Source organism: Nocardiopsis dassonvillei (genome assembly GCF_964273065.1).
In the GTDB taxonomy this organism is placed as follows: Bacteria; Actinomycetota; Actinomycetes; order Streptosporangiales; family Streptosporangiaceae; genus Nocardiopsis; species Nocardiopsis dassonvillei_B.
In genome coordinates this window covers 5,086,046-5,099,428 of sequence record NZ_OZ186815.1, presented here as the reverse complement: position 1 = coordinate 5,099,428, position 13,383 = coordinate 5,086,046, and the positions used below count along the sequence as shown (strand labels likewise).

Below are 13,383 nucleotides of genomic sequence, written 5' to 3'. Positions count from 1 at the left end.
TCCCCCGGAAGGACCCCCGAATGCAGAACACCACCCGGCGGACCGCGCTCGTCACCGGCGCCTCCTCCGGCATCGGCCGGGCCGTCGCCGCCGACCTGGTCCGGCGCGGATACCGCGTGTACGGCACGAGCCGCCGGCCCGAGGCCGTCACCGATCCCGCGGCCGGGGTGGAGTACCTCGCCCTGGACCTCACCGAGGAGGACTCCATCACGGCCTGCGCGGCGGCGGCCGGAAACGTGGACGTGCTGGTCAACAACGCGGGAGAGAGCCAGAGCGGACCGCTGGAGGAACTGCCCCCCGACGCCCTGGAGCGGCTGTTCCGCCTCAACGTGTTCGGAGCGGTGCGCCTGACCCAGCTGCTGCTGCCCGGTATGCGCGAGCGCCGGTACGGGCGGGTCGTCATGGTCGGGTCGATGCTGGCCAGCTTCCCGCTGGCGCACCGGTCCTCGTACGTGGCGTCCAAGGCCGCGATCAGGGGGTTCGCGGACGCGCTGCGCCGCGAGGTCTCCCCGTACGGGATCGGGGTGGCCACGGTGGAGCCCGGTTCGATCAACACCGGCATCAGCGAGCGGCGCACCCAGTACCTGCGCGAGGGCTCCCCCTACACCGCCGACTACCGCACCATGCTGGCCGCGCTCAACGCCAACGAGGCCGCGGGCATCCCCGCCGGGAGGGTGTCCCGCACGGTCCTGCGGGCGGTCGAGGACGCCCGGCCCCGGCCGCTGTACGCGGTGGGCAGCAACGCGCCGCTGGTGTTCGCGCTGCGGCGGCTGCTGCCGCGGTCGGTGGTGCTGGACATGGTCGCCCGCAGGCACGGCCTGAGGTGAACCCGGGGCCGGCCGTCCGCGCCGGACGCGTCCGGGGAGCGGTAAGCGAGTTGAAAGCGGGACACCGCAGAATCGGCCCCGACGCAGGGCGCGAAGCGGCAGGCGACCACGAGAACGCCACAGGGCGGAAGAACGACCCGTACGCTCCGCCGGAGGGCCGGACCCTCCGGCGGTGAACGGAGGCGTCAGAGTCCGAGCCGGTCGCGCCACCAGTCGGGAACGTGCTCGGGGGCGCGGGGGAAGCAGCGGAAGTCCAGGACGTGGTACCGCCGGTCGGTGCCGTGCCCGAAGTCGGGCTCGGAGTCGCGGTCGTAGGAGAAGGTGTGCGTCCCGTCCGGCTCCACGGTGACGTCCGCACGGAACCACGTGCCGGTTCCGGGTTCGTACATCCCCCGGCGCAGCCGCTCCAGCGGCGTGCGCACGGCCGCGGGCACGGTGAGCCGGCGGGTGCCGCCCGCGGCCTCCTCGGCGACCGCGTGCACTCCGGTGCGCCCGCCCAGCATCGCGGCGAACCCCCGGACACGGGCGCCGCCGGCCCCCTCGGCGAAGGCCGCCGCGACCCGGGACTCCAGGTCTTCGCGTTCCCCGGGCGCCAGTGGGACCCAGGGGGCGCCCGGGACGGTGTCCGGGCCGTCGGGCAGCTCGTACGTCCGGCGCCGGCCGTCGAGGGGGTGGCGCCACTCCGGGGCGCGCTCCCCCAGGTCCCGGAGGAAGGTGCTCCCCGCCGCCTGGACAGCGGTGGGCTCCCAGCCGTGGCCGTCGGCCGGGAACCAGGAGGGCCAGTGGTCGTACGCCCGGAGCGCGGTGGCGCCCGTGGGGGCGACCTCCAGCCGGAGGAAGCACCAGCCGCCGTGCTCCGGATGGGACTCGGTTCCGTGGAGGTCGTCCAGGAGGGACATGGGCTCGGTGTGCGGCGAGCGCCGGTACAGGGGTTCGGGTCCGCTCCCGGCGAAGCCCCAGGTCCGGCCGATCCTCTCGTGGAGGAGGACGGCGGTGCCGCCGGGGGCCTGCGCGCGCGTCCAGGCGGCCAGGGCGTCGAGGGCGGGCGAGGGGCCGGGGGCGGGGCGGCCGGGGATCTCCGCGCGGCGGCGCAGGTCGTCGCCCAGCCACAGGGACACCATCTCCTCGTAGTCCCCGAGCAGCCGGGTCCGGACCGGGGCGGCGGTCCCCGCGGGCAGGGCGGGAGGGGTGACGCCGGGGGTCAGTCCGAGCCGGGCGGCCGCGGCCAGGGCCGCCGGGGCGTCGGTGTTCCCGCGGTACCCGGGGCAGCGTGCGTAGAGGGCCAGGGCGCGGTCGACCTCCTCCCGGGTGAGCCGGGCGGAGCGGGCGCGGGCCAGCAGGTCCGTGACCAGGGAGTCCAGCTCCGGGGCGAGGTCCGCGGGGACGTCGAGCCCGGCCGCGATCCAGGTGCGGACGGAGGCGTCGTCGGCCAGGTGCCCGACCAGGCGGGACAGGCCGTCGTCCTCCACCCGGTCGTCGTAGTCGATCCGGTTCCAGGCGGAACCGTCCCACCAGTAGGCCAGACCCGGTGGCCGGTCGATTTCGTGATCGGCCAGCCGGGTCCAGGGCAGCCAGCCGGGGGCGCCGTCCAGCGGGTCCACCCCCGTGTGGATGTGCTCGTCGCAGTGGCGCTCCGTGCCGGTGAGGACGGCCCGGCCGCCCGCGACCGGGACCAGCTCGCACCTGCTGCCGGCGCCGTCGTCGAAGCGGATGACGCCCTCCCCGTCCGCGGTGTACGTGGGGCGCGGGGGCAGGGCGGCCAGCAGGGCGGCGCGCGCCCACAGGTCGGGCAGCGGGGGCAGGTCCCCGGCGCGGCCGGGGCGGTGGAACACCATGGCAGTCCTCGTTCGTCCGGAAGCGGTGGGACGTCGGCCAACGTACACCGGCGGGGGCGCCGCCGGGCCGGGTGAGGACTGTCCTAGGTTGGGCGTTACAGATCGCCGACAACCGTGGAGGTGGCGCGTGAGCGTCGTCAAGTTCAACGTCCTGACCGTCCCGGAGGGTGCCGGGGCCACCCTGGAGGAGCGGTTCGCCAACCGGGCGGGCCTGGTGGAGGGGCAGCCGGGGTTCGAGGAGTTCCAGCTGCTGCGCCCGGTGGAGGGAACCGACAAGTACCTGGTGTACACCCGGTGGCGGTCCCAGGAGGACTTCGACAACTGGTTGGCCAGCCGCGAGTTCCGCCGGGGCCACGCCCAGGCCGCCGCCGACGCGGGCCGCACCGGGCACGGCCACGGCCAGGGCCAGAGCCACGGCCAGGGCGGACCCGCCGCGACCGGCAGCGAGCTGTGGGGGTTCGAGGTCGTCCAGCGCGTCTCCGCCGAGGAGAAGTAAGGGGGCCCGGAACCGTGCCCTCCCCCGGCGGCCGCCCGGCCGCCGCACGCGGCTCCGGTGCACCGGCCGGGGCGCCCGGGGCTTCGGGTCCGGCCGGGGCGCGGGCTGCGCGGGAGGCTCGCGCTCAGGGGCGGTGCGGGGCCCGGGCCTCGATGAGGAAACGTGTGGTCGTGGCCGTGAACGAGCCCTCGCGCGCGATGTGGTCGTGCATGGCCCGCAGCCGGTCGAGGTACTTCTCGACGGTGAAGTCCGGGACCATCCACACGACCTTGCGCAGGAAGTAGACCACCGCGCCGACGTCGAAGAACTCGGTGTGCAGCTCCTCCGACCGCAGGTCCACCACCTCCAGACCCGCGGCCTCGGCGGCGCGCCGGGTGCGGTCGGGGTGGCGGCTCGTGCGGGCCTCCTCCGGCTGCGGCCCCAGGAAGAACTCCACCACCTCGAAGACGCTGGCCGGGCCGACCTCCTGGGACAGGTAGGTGCCGCCCGGGGCCAGGACCCGGGCGATCTCGGGCCAGTTCGCCGCCACCGGGTGGCGGGAGACGACGAGGTCGAAGGCGTCGTCCGCGAACGGCAGGGGGTCGGCGGCATCGGCGGCGACCACTGCCGTGCCCAGGGGGTGGAGCAGGCGGGTGGCCGCGGCGACGTTGGGCGGCCACCCCTCGGTGGCGGCCGTCAGCGGCGGTCTGCGGGGAACGCCCGCGAGGAGCTCCCCTCCCCCGGTCTGCACGTCCAGTGCGGCCTGTGCCCGCGCCATACGCTCGGCCACCAGGCGGTGGTAACCCCAGGAGGGGCGCTGCTCGGTGGCGCGCCCGTCCAGCCAGGAGAAGTCCCACCCGGCCACGGGTGCGGCGGCGGCCTCGGCCACCAGTTCGTCGAAGGTGCTCATGGGAGGCATCGTGGCATCCGGCGCCGGTCGCGGTCAGGTGGTTTTCCGGCAGGTCGCACCCGGTCATCCGGTCATGGGCTGAAAAGCCACCCCGCCGCGGGGACCCGGAACGGAACCGGCGAGGATGGATCCCCATGAGGACCCTGTTCCGGCTCGCCGGTTCCGTCGCCCCCCTGCCCGCCGTCACCGCGGGCCTGGTCGCGGTCCTGGTCGGCGTGACGAGTTCCGCGGCGATCGTGTTCACCGCGGCCGAGGCCGCCGGGGCGGACCCGGGCCAGATCGCGTCGTGGATGCTCGCGCTCGGCGTCGGCATGGCCGTCACCTGCGTCGGCCTGTCCCTGCGCCACCGGGCCCCCGTGGTCACCGCCTGGTCCACGCCCGGCGCCGCGCTGCTGGCGGTGGGCCTGGACGGCGTGACGCTGGCGCAGGCGGTGGGGGCGTTCGTGTTCTCGGCCGCGCTGATCACGCTGAGCGGGGTCACCGGCTGGTTCGAGAAGGTCATGGACCGCATCCCCGTGCCGCTGGCCGCCGGGCTCCTGGCCGGGGTGCTGCTCCAGTTCGGGATCGGCCTGTTCGCGAGCTTCCAGGGCGACCCGGCCCTGGTGGCCGCCATGTTCGCCGTTTACCTGGCTGCGCGGCGCTGGGCGCCGCGCTACGCCGTGCCCGCCGCGCTGGTCGCCGGCGGGGCGGTGGCGGCGTGGACCGGTTCGCTGGACCTGTCCGGGGTGACCCCGCGGCCGGCTGTGCCGGTCCTGGTGGTGCCCGAGTTCTCCTGGCAGGTGCTGGTGAGCGTCGGGGTGCCGCTGTTCGTGGTGACGATGGCGTCGCAGAACCTGCCCGGGGTGGCGGTGCTGCGCAACGACGGCTACCGGGTCCCCGTCTCCCCGCTGATCGGGTGGACCGGGGCGACCAACCTGGTGCTGGCGCCCTTCGGCTGCTTCGGCATGAACCTGGCCGCGATCACCGCCGCGATCTGCACCGGGCCCCAGGCCCACCCGGACCGGGACCGGCGCTTCCTGGCCGGGGTGTGGGCGGGGGTGTTCTACCTGGTCGTCGGGGTGTTCGGGGCGACCGTCGCGGCGCTGCTGGTGGCGCTGCCCCCGGCACTGATCGCGGCCATCGCCGGACTCGGCCTGCTCGGCACGATCGGGGGGTCGCTGTCGTCCGCGCTGTCGGACGAGCGGTCCCGGGAGGCGGCGCTGGTGACGTTCCTGGCGACGGCGTCCGGGATGACCTTCCTGGGCATCGGGTCGGCGTTCTGGGGCCTGGTGGCCGGTGCCCTGACCTGGGCGGTCACCGTGCGGCGGCGGGCGCGGACGCGGGCCGTGGAGGGGGACTCCACGGGGGAGGCCGCGTAAAAGGGTTGCACCCGCCGACACGCTCCCGGTAGAAACGTCGGGCCCCGGGACGAACGGTGAACCGGGGTCCGACGATGAGAGGAGGCCGGGCCATGTCCACCGTGCACATCGCGCTCGAGGCCTCCCGGGGGAACCACTAGGGCACAGGCCCGCCCCCGGGCGGTCGGGCGCACACACGAAGGTGTCGCCTTGACTGTTGCAGTATCCGACCTGACCATCCGTCCGATCACCGGACCCGAGGAGCTGGACCTGTTCAACCGGCTCCCGTACATGCTGAACACCGAGTTCGCCGACGACCTGTCCGCGGGGCGCCGCCGCCCCGAGTGGATGTGGCTGGCCCTGGACGGGGACCGGCTCGTGGCCCGGCTCTCCTTCTGGGCCCGCCAGAGCGGTGACGCGCCGCTGCTCCTCGACGTGTTCGACGTCGACGACGCCGACGAGGACCTGGACCGGGTCGCGGCCCTGGAGCACCTGCTGCGCACCGCGGTCGCGGCCGCACTGCCCGAGGGCGCCGTGCCTCCCGAGTACCTGCGGTACGTCTCGGCGGACCGCGGCTCCGACCCCGTCGAGAGCCGGGCGGTGGGCGAGCGGATGGCCGCCGTGGAGAAGACCGGCGGTTCCCTGCTGGTGGAACGGCTGCGGTTCGAATGGACCGCGCAGGAGACCCCGCCCGCGCCGGGCGACAGACTGCGTTTCCGGCCGATGCGGGACGAGCGGGAGATGCGGGACCTGATGGAGCGGGTGCTCCAGGGCAGCCTGGACGCCCACCACCGGCACGAGCTGGCTCTCAAGACCCCGGCGGAGATCGTCTCCGACGAGTTCGAGGAGGAGTTCTCCCGCTACCCCACGCCGACCTCGTGGTGGCGGATCGCCACCCTGCCGGACGGGGAGCCGGTGGGGTTCGTACTGCCCGCGCGCAACGCCTACCACCCGATCATCGGCTACATCGCGGTGCTGCCCGAGCACCGGGGGCACGGGTACATCGACGACATCCTCGCCGAGGGCACGCGGGTGCTGGTCGAGGAGGGCGTCTCGTACATCCGGGCGGCCACCGACCTGGGCAACACGCCCATGGCGGCGGCCTTCGCCCGGGCGGGGTACGCGACGCTGAGCGGAGTCGTCGACATGGTGTGGGACGCGCCGCTGTAGTGACGCCGGGGGCCGCGGGTGCGGCCCCCGTTCACGCGGTGGCGAGGACCCGTCCGGCCTCTGCCACGCCGGCCACCAGGTCCTTGGGGTCGGCGGTCAGCCCGGCGATGACCAGGTCGACCTCCTCCAGTCCGGCCCTGGCCAGCAGGGCCTTGTCGTTGGTCGCCCACTCCCCACGGGCGGCCAGCACGGCGTGGGCGGCCTGGACGGCCGCCTGTGCGATGAGGCCCGCGGTCTGGCTCACCCTCCCCCGGGGCGCGTGGGCGTGCTCGGCGTATCCGAGGGTGGCCGCGGCGATCCCGCGCCAGCGGGGCGGTGCGCTCCGGCGCAGCGCCGGCGGGTAGTCCGGCCGGGGCAGCTCCCCGAGCAGGGTGAGGCCCAGGGCGAGTTCGGCGACCACCAGGTACGTGGGGATGCCCGCCAGGTGGAACAGGAGGGGTTCCACATCGAACTCCCCGCCCTGCGCCCGGGCGGTCTCCCGTTCCACCACGTCCAGGTCGCGGTAGTGCACGTCCACCCGGCGGCCGTCGATGCGCAGCCACGCGCCGCCGTTGAACACACCTCCGCCCCAGCCGCCGATCTCCGACACCTCCCCGGGCCAGCCCAGGTCCCGCAGGTCCTGGGGGTCGAAGCCGCCGCGATAGTAGACCGCCAGGTCCCAGTCGCTGTCGACCCGGTGCGTTCCCTGGGCCCGGGAGCCGCCCAGTGCCACCGCCCGCACCCCGGGCAATCCACCCAGCCGGGCGGCGGTGTCCTGGAGGAAGTCATCATCGGAAACACTCATCCCGCCATGCTCCCACCGCCTCGTGCTCGACGGCGCAGGCCCCTCCCGGCGTCTCCGGCCACCCGCGAGCCCGGTCCCGCGGTACAGGTGCCGACCGGCCCCGCCCCCTCACCGCCGTACCCGGCGGCCGGGGTCCCGGGCCCCGCCGACCACCCGTGAGGGCTTCCCCCTGCGCCCCTAGGTGCAGGTGACCAGGGACCCTCTGCGGGCGGGAGAGGGAGGCGGTCCCGTTCCGGAAGACGCCGAACCGGAGACCGCCCCCATCGGGCGCGGAGCATCAGAAGGCCCTGTCCCGTAGCCCCCGGAGGCGGCCCCGCGGCCCTGGAGGCGACCCCGGTTCAGGAGGGCGACCGCTCCGCGGATGGTCGGCCTGGCCGGTCGCCGTCACCGCCGCCCTCGGCCCCGGCATCGGCTCCGTTTCCGCTTCCGGCTCCGGCTCGGTCGTGGCGGACCGGTGCGTAGGTGCGCCACCGCAGGAAGCTCTCGGCCGGGCCGCGGATCCCGGCCCGCCGCATCAGGTCGGCCAGGACCACGGTCACCGCCCACACCCCCGCGCCGACCAGCACCGACACCGTGTCGGACATACCGGTGCCCAGGTCCAGCGTGTACGGCATGAACAGCACCATCCAGGCCACCGACTGCAGCAGGTAGCAGGTCATGGAGCGCTGCCCGGTGGCGGCCAGCGCCCGGACCAGCGGCCCCTGCCGGCCACCGAGGCGTACCGCCACCAGTGCGATGAGCGCCGCGTAGCCGAACCCGCCCGCGTACCCCGTGAGCACGTGCAGCCACGCCCCGGCGGCCTCGACCGCGACCGAGTGCGGCCGCCACAGCCCGGTGGAGGCCAGCGCCTGGGGAACCCCGCCCAGCACAGCGAGAGGGATGCCGATCCCGGCGGTCCGGCGCAGCAGCGCCAGGTGCTCCCACGGCCGCTCCATGACGCTCCGCCGGGCCGCCCACACACCGATGACGAAGGGGAACACCGAGGTCACCAGCAGCAGCGGGGTCATGATCGGCCAGGTCAGCAGCCGCATCCCCAGATCCGCCCAGGGGCTCTCGCTGAGCGCGCTCGCGCTCTCGGCGGAGGCCGCCGCGGGCAGGGTGGTGCCCAGTGCGTAGACCAGGGAGCCGACCGCCATCCAGGTGAACCCGTGGGCGAGCAGCCGCCGGTCGGTGACGTTCAGCAGCCCCGCGAAGAGCAGGGCGACGAGCCCGTACACCGAGATGATGTCGCCGAAGAAGAGCAGCACCACGTGCGCCAGTCCGATGGCCACCATCCAGCGGCCGCGCCTGCGCACCAGGGCGCGGACCCAGGGCCACGGCCGGCCCTCGCCGATCCTCCGCAGGCAGATCCAGGCCAGTCCGTATCCGAACAGTGCGGCGAACATCGGGTAGCCCCGCGCCTCGGCGAACATCAGCACGGCCATCGTCGTCACGGTGTCGAGCACCCCGGCGGGCGTGCCCGTGGGGTCGCCGTTGACCATCAGCCGGAATATGTGGGCGTGCACCACCGCGATGACCAGCAGCATCACACCGCGGGCCAGGTCGGGGGCGAGGGCCCTGGCCGCCGGGTCCGTGCCGTGGACCGCTGCGGGCGGAGGTCGTAGGGAAGAGGACATACGGATCGCTCCACGGGGGTCGGTCGTCGTAGGGAGGCGGCATGGGCGCAGCCGGACCCACCGGCCGAGGTAAGATACGGGGACGTATCCAATGCCGCGTTTTTAAGATACGGCACCGTAGCCAAGCTGGGAAGCCCTGTGGACGAACGGAACGAGGAGTCCTCCGCGCGGCCGGCCGGGGAACCGGGGCCGTCCCCCCGGCGGACGCGCAGGCGCGGGAGCGAGCTCGTCGGCGCCATCCACCAGGCCGCGATCCTGGAGGCGGCCGAGCACGGCGTGGCCGGGCTGTCCATGGAGGGGATCGCCCGCCGGGCGGGCACCGCCAAGACCTCGCTGTACCGGCGCTGGTCCGTACCCGCCGACATCCTGCTGGACGCCATGTACAGCCACTTCCCGCAGGAGAGCCCCGCCCCGGCGGCCGACGACCTGCGCGGCGACCTCATCGACGCGCTGACCGTGCTGACCGAACTGAGCGAGGACCCCCTGGGCCGGGCGATGTTCGCGGTGATCGCCGAGTCCCTGCGCGACCCCGGCCTCCACGCGCGGCTCGACCGCGAGGTGTTCGACCCCCGCGGCGGGCGCTTCACCCGCACCGTCCTGCTGCACTACGCGGAGCGGGGGCGGATCGACCCCGCCCGGGTCACCGACGTGACCGTCGACATCGGCGAGGCCATGGTCCTGAAGTACACGGTCGACCACGGCCGGGCGCCCGACCGCGACCACCTCGCCCGGATCGTCGACGAGGTGATCCTGCCCTCCGTCGGCGCGGACGCGCGGGAACGGCAGGCCGGCCCCGGGAAGGCACCGGACGGGGCGTAGGCACCCGACCGGGTGCGGGTACCGGCCCCCGCCGGGCGGCGGGGAAAACCACTGGAGGGGGCGTCGGCCCCCGGCTAGGCTGCGGTCCATGCCGCTGCCACCGGGTGTCGCCGCCGACCGGGTCGAGGAGGTCGACGTGGGCCTGTCCGGGGCCCGGGTGGCCCTGCTGTACGTGGCGGGGAGACCGGCGGCGGTGTTCAAGTCGGCGGACGGGAGCCGCCCCGACCTGGTGTCCGAGCTGGCCGCCACCGAGCGGCGGCTGCGCCTGCTGGCCCGCACCCCGCTCCCGGTACCGCGGCTGCTGGACTCCGGGCGGTGGCGGGGGACGCACTGGCTGACCATGGAGCACCGGCCCGGCCGGGGCGCCCACGAGCCGGGGCACGACCGCCCGGCCCTGATCGCCCTGCTCGCCCGGGCGCTGCGCGAGCTGCACGCCGTGCCGGTGGCGGGCGTGCCGTTCCCGATGGGCCCCGGGGTCCTCCTGGAACAGGCGCGTGAGCGAGTGGCCGCCGGAACGGTGGACCGCGGCTGGCGGGAGCGGGGCCACCGGGCGGGGACCCCGGCCGGTGAGGTCCTCTCCGGGCTGGCCGAACGCCTCGGCCGCGCCCCGCTGTCCGGCCCGGTCCTGCTGCACGGCGACTACTGCCTGCCCAACGTCCTGGTGGACGGGAGGGGCGGGTGGTCCCTCATCGACCTGGGGAGGGTGGGCGTCGGCGACCGCCACCTGGACCTGGCGGACATGACGGGCAGCATGCTGAGCGACCTCAACCCGTCGTTCGGTCCCCGCGACGCCGAGGCGTTCCTGGACGCCTACGGCCGCGACCTGGTCGACCCCGGACTGCTGGAGCTGTACCGGGACCTGGACGACTTCTTCTGGCCGGGATGAGCCCGCCCCCGTGAGGGGGCCGGGCGCTCCCTATCCGCCGCCGCCCGTGTCGGCCGCGCCGCCCGTGTCGGCCCCCTCCCGGTCCTTCCGCCGTCGCCGGGGGCGCCGGCGGAAGGCGCTCTCCGGTTCCCCGCGCAGGCTGCGCACCAGGCCGGCCATCATGAAGAACGCGAGGACGAAGAACGGCAGCCCGAAGACGATGATCGTCTGCTGCAGCGCCTCCAGCCCTCCCAGCCCGCTCGCGGTGAGCACGGTGGCGGCGACCACACCTTCGGTGATGCCCCAGAACACCCGCTGACGGGTGGGGGACCCGGATCCGCCCGAGCACAGCATGTCGACCACGAGCGAGGCGGAGTCCGAGGAGGTGGTGAAGAAGATGATCACGATGAGGATGCTCACCGCGGAGACGAAGGTCGTCAGGGGGTAGTGGGCCAGGAAGGCGAACAGCGCGCCGGGGATGTCCCCCTCCACCACGACGTTGCGGACCAGCTCTCCGCCCTGGTTCATCTCGATGTCGAACGAGGACAGGCCGAAGACGCCGAACCAGACGATGCTGAACGCGGTGGGCACGGCGAGGACGCCCAGGACGAACTCCCGGATCGTGCGCCCCCTGGAGATGCGGGCGACGAAGATCCCCACGAACGGCGACCAGGTGATGGTCCACGCCCAGTAGAAGACCGTCCACGACCCCTGCCATCCGGTGTCGCCGAAGGTGTCGTTCCAGAAGGAGAGCGGGATGAGCCACTGCAGGTACACGCCGGTGGTCTCGACGACCCCCTTGACCAGGTAGAGGCTCGATCCGGCGAGGAAGACGAAGACGAGCAGCCCGACGGCCATCACGATGTTGACGGTGGACAGCCACTTGATGCCGATGTCCAGTCCGGTGGCCACGGAGATCACCGCGAGGGTCGTCACGGAGGTGATGAGGATGAGCTGGACGACCTTGTTCTCCGGAACGCCGAAGAGCGTGTGCAGTCCGCTGTTGATCTGCATGGTGCCCAGGCCGATGGTGACGGCCACGCCGAAGAGGGTGCCCAGGACCGCGAAGGCGTCGACGAAGCGCCCGACGGGCCCGAAGGCGCGTTGCCCGAGGAAGGGGTACAGGATCGAGCTCAGCCGGAACGGCAGCCCCTTGCGGTACGCGAAGTAGGCGAAGGCCAGCCCCGGGAGGCAGAAGATCGTCCACGTGTGCAGGCCGAAGTGGTACAGGGTGAACCCCATGGCCTCGCGCGCCGCCTGCACCGATCCCGGTTCCGCGTCGCGCAGCGGCGGCTCCGCGAAGTGGCTGATGGGCTCCGCCACGCCCCAGAACATGAGGATGCTGCCGATGCCCGCGGCGAAGAGCATGCAGAACCAGACGGGGTCGCTGTAGTCGGGGCGGCTGTCGTCGCTGCCGAGCCGGATGCGGCCGTACCTGCTCAGGGCGATCCAGATCAGGAAGGCCAGGAAGGTCGTGACCCCCAGGATGTAGAACCATCCCAGGTGGGTGAGGATCCAGTCGGACACGGCGCCGAAGACCGCGTCCACCGCGGCGGTGAAGGCGATGGCGCACACCACGAACAGCACCGTTACCGCGACCGCGCCGAAGAAGATGACCGGATCGGTCCTGAGACCGAGGGCTTTTGCCGCCCTGTCGAGCATATGCGCCTCCCCGTGATGATTCCGTCACGGAGAGTCTTGCCTTTCTCGACCCCGGATGTGGGCCGGGACACGGCTGTGCGCCGTTCCGAAATCGTCCGTGGGACCCGTCCGCGGCCCCTCCCGGAGCGTGCGGACGGGGCGCGGGCAGGGTCTCAGGCGGGGTCGAGCGAGCGCAGCAGCTCGCGGACCCGCTCGGGGCACTCGTACAGCGAGAGGTGGCCGGCGCCCTCGATCGTGTGGACCTCGGCGTCCAGGAACCGGCGGGCGGGCCCGTGCAGGCGCGCCGGTGAGAAGAACTGGTCGTGCGAGCCGGTGGCGACCGCGACCGGGGTGTCGGACCAGGCGCGGATCCGCTCGGCCTGCAGCGGGCTGGGCAGGGAACCGGTGCGGCAGCTGCGCGCCACCAGGGTGAGCCACTCGGTCTCCGCCCGGTGCTCCTCGCAGGGGGTCTGCGGCCCGCTGAGGAACTCGACGAGGCGGCCGCTGGTCTGCTCGGTGGGGCGCAGCATCCACGGCAGGGTGGCGCGCATCGACTCGGAGCTCACACCGGGCGCGGTCAGTCCGGCCGGGTTGAGCAGCAGCAGGCCCGCTACCAGCGGCGAAGGGGTGGAGGCCAGGGCGATGGCGGCGCCCCGGGAGTGGCCGAGCACGATGACCGGCCCGTCGGTGATCCGCGGGAGGAGCTCGTCGAACCAGGCACCGTACGCCTCGATCCCGGGCCTGCCGACCCGCTCGCCGCAGCTGAGGCCGGGCTGGCCGGGCAGGTCCACCAGGTACACGGGGCGGTCGCCGGCCAGTGCGCGGGCCGCGGGGACCGTCGTGGCGGCGTTGAAGTTGGTGCCGGACAGGACCAGGACCGGGGTGCCGGGGCCGCCCGCGGCGCGGAAGGCCTGGGTGCTCCCCATGCGGGTCTCCACGGGGGGCAGCGGTCCGAGGTCGGGCCAGCTGCCGAGGGCTTTGTGGCACCAGGCGTGCACCGAGCGCTCGGCGCTCTCGGAGCGGTAGACACGCGCGGTGCGCGAAGGAACAACGGTCATGGATCCGGGATTTCGCGTAGGGAGAATGCTGTCCGCCGGACTCCTG

12 protein-coding genes are annotated in these 13,383 nt (G+C 74.0%); 6 read left to right on the top strand and 6 right to left on the bottom strand.

Features of this window, described 5'->3' with window-relative positions; genetic code table 11:
* Positions 1-20 precede the first annotated feature (20 nt).
* Positions 21-827, top strand: a complete 807-nt coding sequence (locus ACSUPR_RS22835) for an SDR family oxidoreductase (protein WP_436886767.1) — start codon at positions 21-23, stop codon at positions 825-827.
* A gap of 185 nt (positions 828-1,012) precedes the next feature.
* Here ACSUPR_RS22835 and ACSUPR_RS22830 read toward each other — a convergent pair whose 3' ends face one another.
* Positions 1,013-2,662, bottom strand: a complete 1,650-nt coding sequence (locus tag ACSUPR_RS22830; protein WP_436886766.1) for a hypothetical protein — start codon at positions 2,660-2,662, stop codon at positions 1,013-1,015.
* Between the two features lie 127 nt (positions 2,663-2,789).
* Here ACSUPR_RS22830 and ACSUPR_RS22825 point away from each other — a divergent pair, with 127 nt between their 5' ends.
* The gene (locus tag ACSUPR_RS22825; RefSeq protein WP_436886765.1) at positions 2,790-3,158 is read left to right on the top strand and encodes an antibiotic biosynthesis monooxygenase family protein; all 369 of its coding nucleotides are present in this window, start codon (positions 2,790-2,792) and stop codon (positions 3,156-3,158) included.
* Positions 3,159-3,282: 124 nt separating this feature from the next.
* Here ACSUPR_RS22825 and ACSUPR_RS22820 read toward each other — a convergent pair whose 3' ends face one another.
* On the bottom strand, positions 3,283-4,047 hold the full coding sequence (locus tag ACSUPR_RS22820; RefSeq protein ID WP_436886763.1) for a methyltransferase domain-containing protein: 765 nt from the start codon (positions 4,045-4,047) through the stop codon (positions 3,283-3,285).
* Positions 4,048-4,181: 134 nt separating this feature from the next.
* On the opposite strand from ACSUPR_RS22820, the gene ACSUPR_RS22815 reads away from it, so the two are divergent.
* Positions 4,182-5,405: a benzoate/H(+) symporter BenE family transporter gene (locus tag ACSUPR_RS22815; RefSeq protein WP_436886762.1), complete on the top strand. Its 1,224-nt coding sequence runs from the start codon at positions 4,182-4,184 to the stop codon at positions 5,403-5,405.
* Positions 5,406-5,594: 189 nt separating this feature from the next.
* Complete coding sequence (locus tag ACSUPR_RS22810; protein WP_436886761.1) at positions 5,595-6,554, top strand: GNAT family N-acetyltransferase; 960 nt, start codon at positions 5,595-5,597, stop codon at positions 6,552-6,554.
* A gap of 31 nt (positions 6,555-6,585) precedes the next feature.
* On the opposite strand, the gene ACSUPR_RS22805 is transcribed toward ACSUPR_RS22810, so the two are convergent.
* Both ACSUPR_RS22805 and ACSUPR_RS22800 read right to left on the bottom strand, forming a co-directional pair.
* A complete protein-coding gene (locus ACSUPR_RS22805) occupies positions 6,586-7,338 on the bottom strand; it encodes a nucleotidyltransferase domain-containing protein (RefSeq protein ID WP_436886759.1) in 753 nt (250 codons plus the stop codon).
* Positions 7,339-7,676: 338 nt separating this feature from the next.
* The gene (locus tag ACSUPR_RS22800; RefSeq protein ID WP_436886758.1) at positions 7,677-8,954 is read right to left on the bottom strand and encodes a DUF418 domain-containing protein; all 1,278 of its coding nucleotides are present in this window, start codon (positions 8,952-8,954) and stop codon (positions 7,677-7,679) included.
* 138 nt (positions 8,955-9,092) lie between these two features.
* On the opposite strand from ACSUPR_RS22800, the gene ACSUPR_RS22795 reads away from it, so the two are divergent.
* Together ACSUPR_RS22795 and ACSUPR_RS22790 are read left to right on the top strand one after the other, a co-directional pair.
* The gene (locus tag ACSUPR_RS22795; protein WP_436886757.1) at positions 9,093-9,773 is read left to right on the top strand and encodes a TetR/AcrR family transcriptional regulator; all 681 of its coding nucleotides are present in this window, start codon (positions 9,093-9,095) and stop codon (positions 9,771-9,773) included.
* 88 nt (positions 9,774-9,861) lie between these two features.
* Positions 9,862-10,659 carry an aminoglycoside 3'-phosphotransferase gene (locus tag ACSUPR_RS22790; RefSeq protein ID WP_436886756.1) on the top strand — a complete coding sequence of 266 codons (798 nt, stop codon included), beginning with the start codon at positions 9,862-9,864 and terminating at the stop codon, positions 10,657-10,659.
* A 30-nt stretch (positions 10,660-10,689) separates the two neighbouring features.
* Here ACSUPR_RS22790 and ACSUPR_RS22785 read toward each other — a convergent pair whose 3' ends face one another.
* Together ACSUPR_RS22785 and ACSUPR_RS22780 are read right to left on the bottom strand one after the other, a co-directional pair.
* Positions 10,690-12,300, bottom strand: a complete 1,611-nt coding sequence (locus ACSUPR_RS22785) for a BCCT family transporter (RefSeq protein ID WP_436886755.1) — start codon at positions 12,298-12,300, stop codon at positions 10,690-10,692.
* A gap of 152 nt (positions 12,301-12,452) precedes the next feature.
* Positions 12,453-13,337: an alpha/beta fold hydrolase gene (locus ACSUPR_RS22780; RefSeq protein WP_436886754.1), complete on the bottom strand. Its 885-nt coding sequence runs from the start codon at positions 13,335-13,337 to the stop codon at positions 12,453-12,455.
* Positions 13,338-13,383 lie beyond the last annotated feature (46 nt).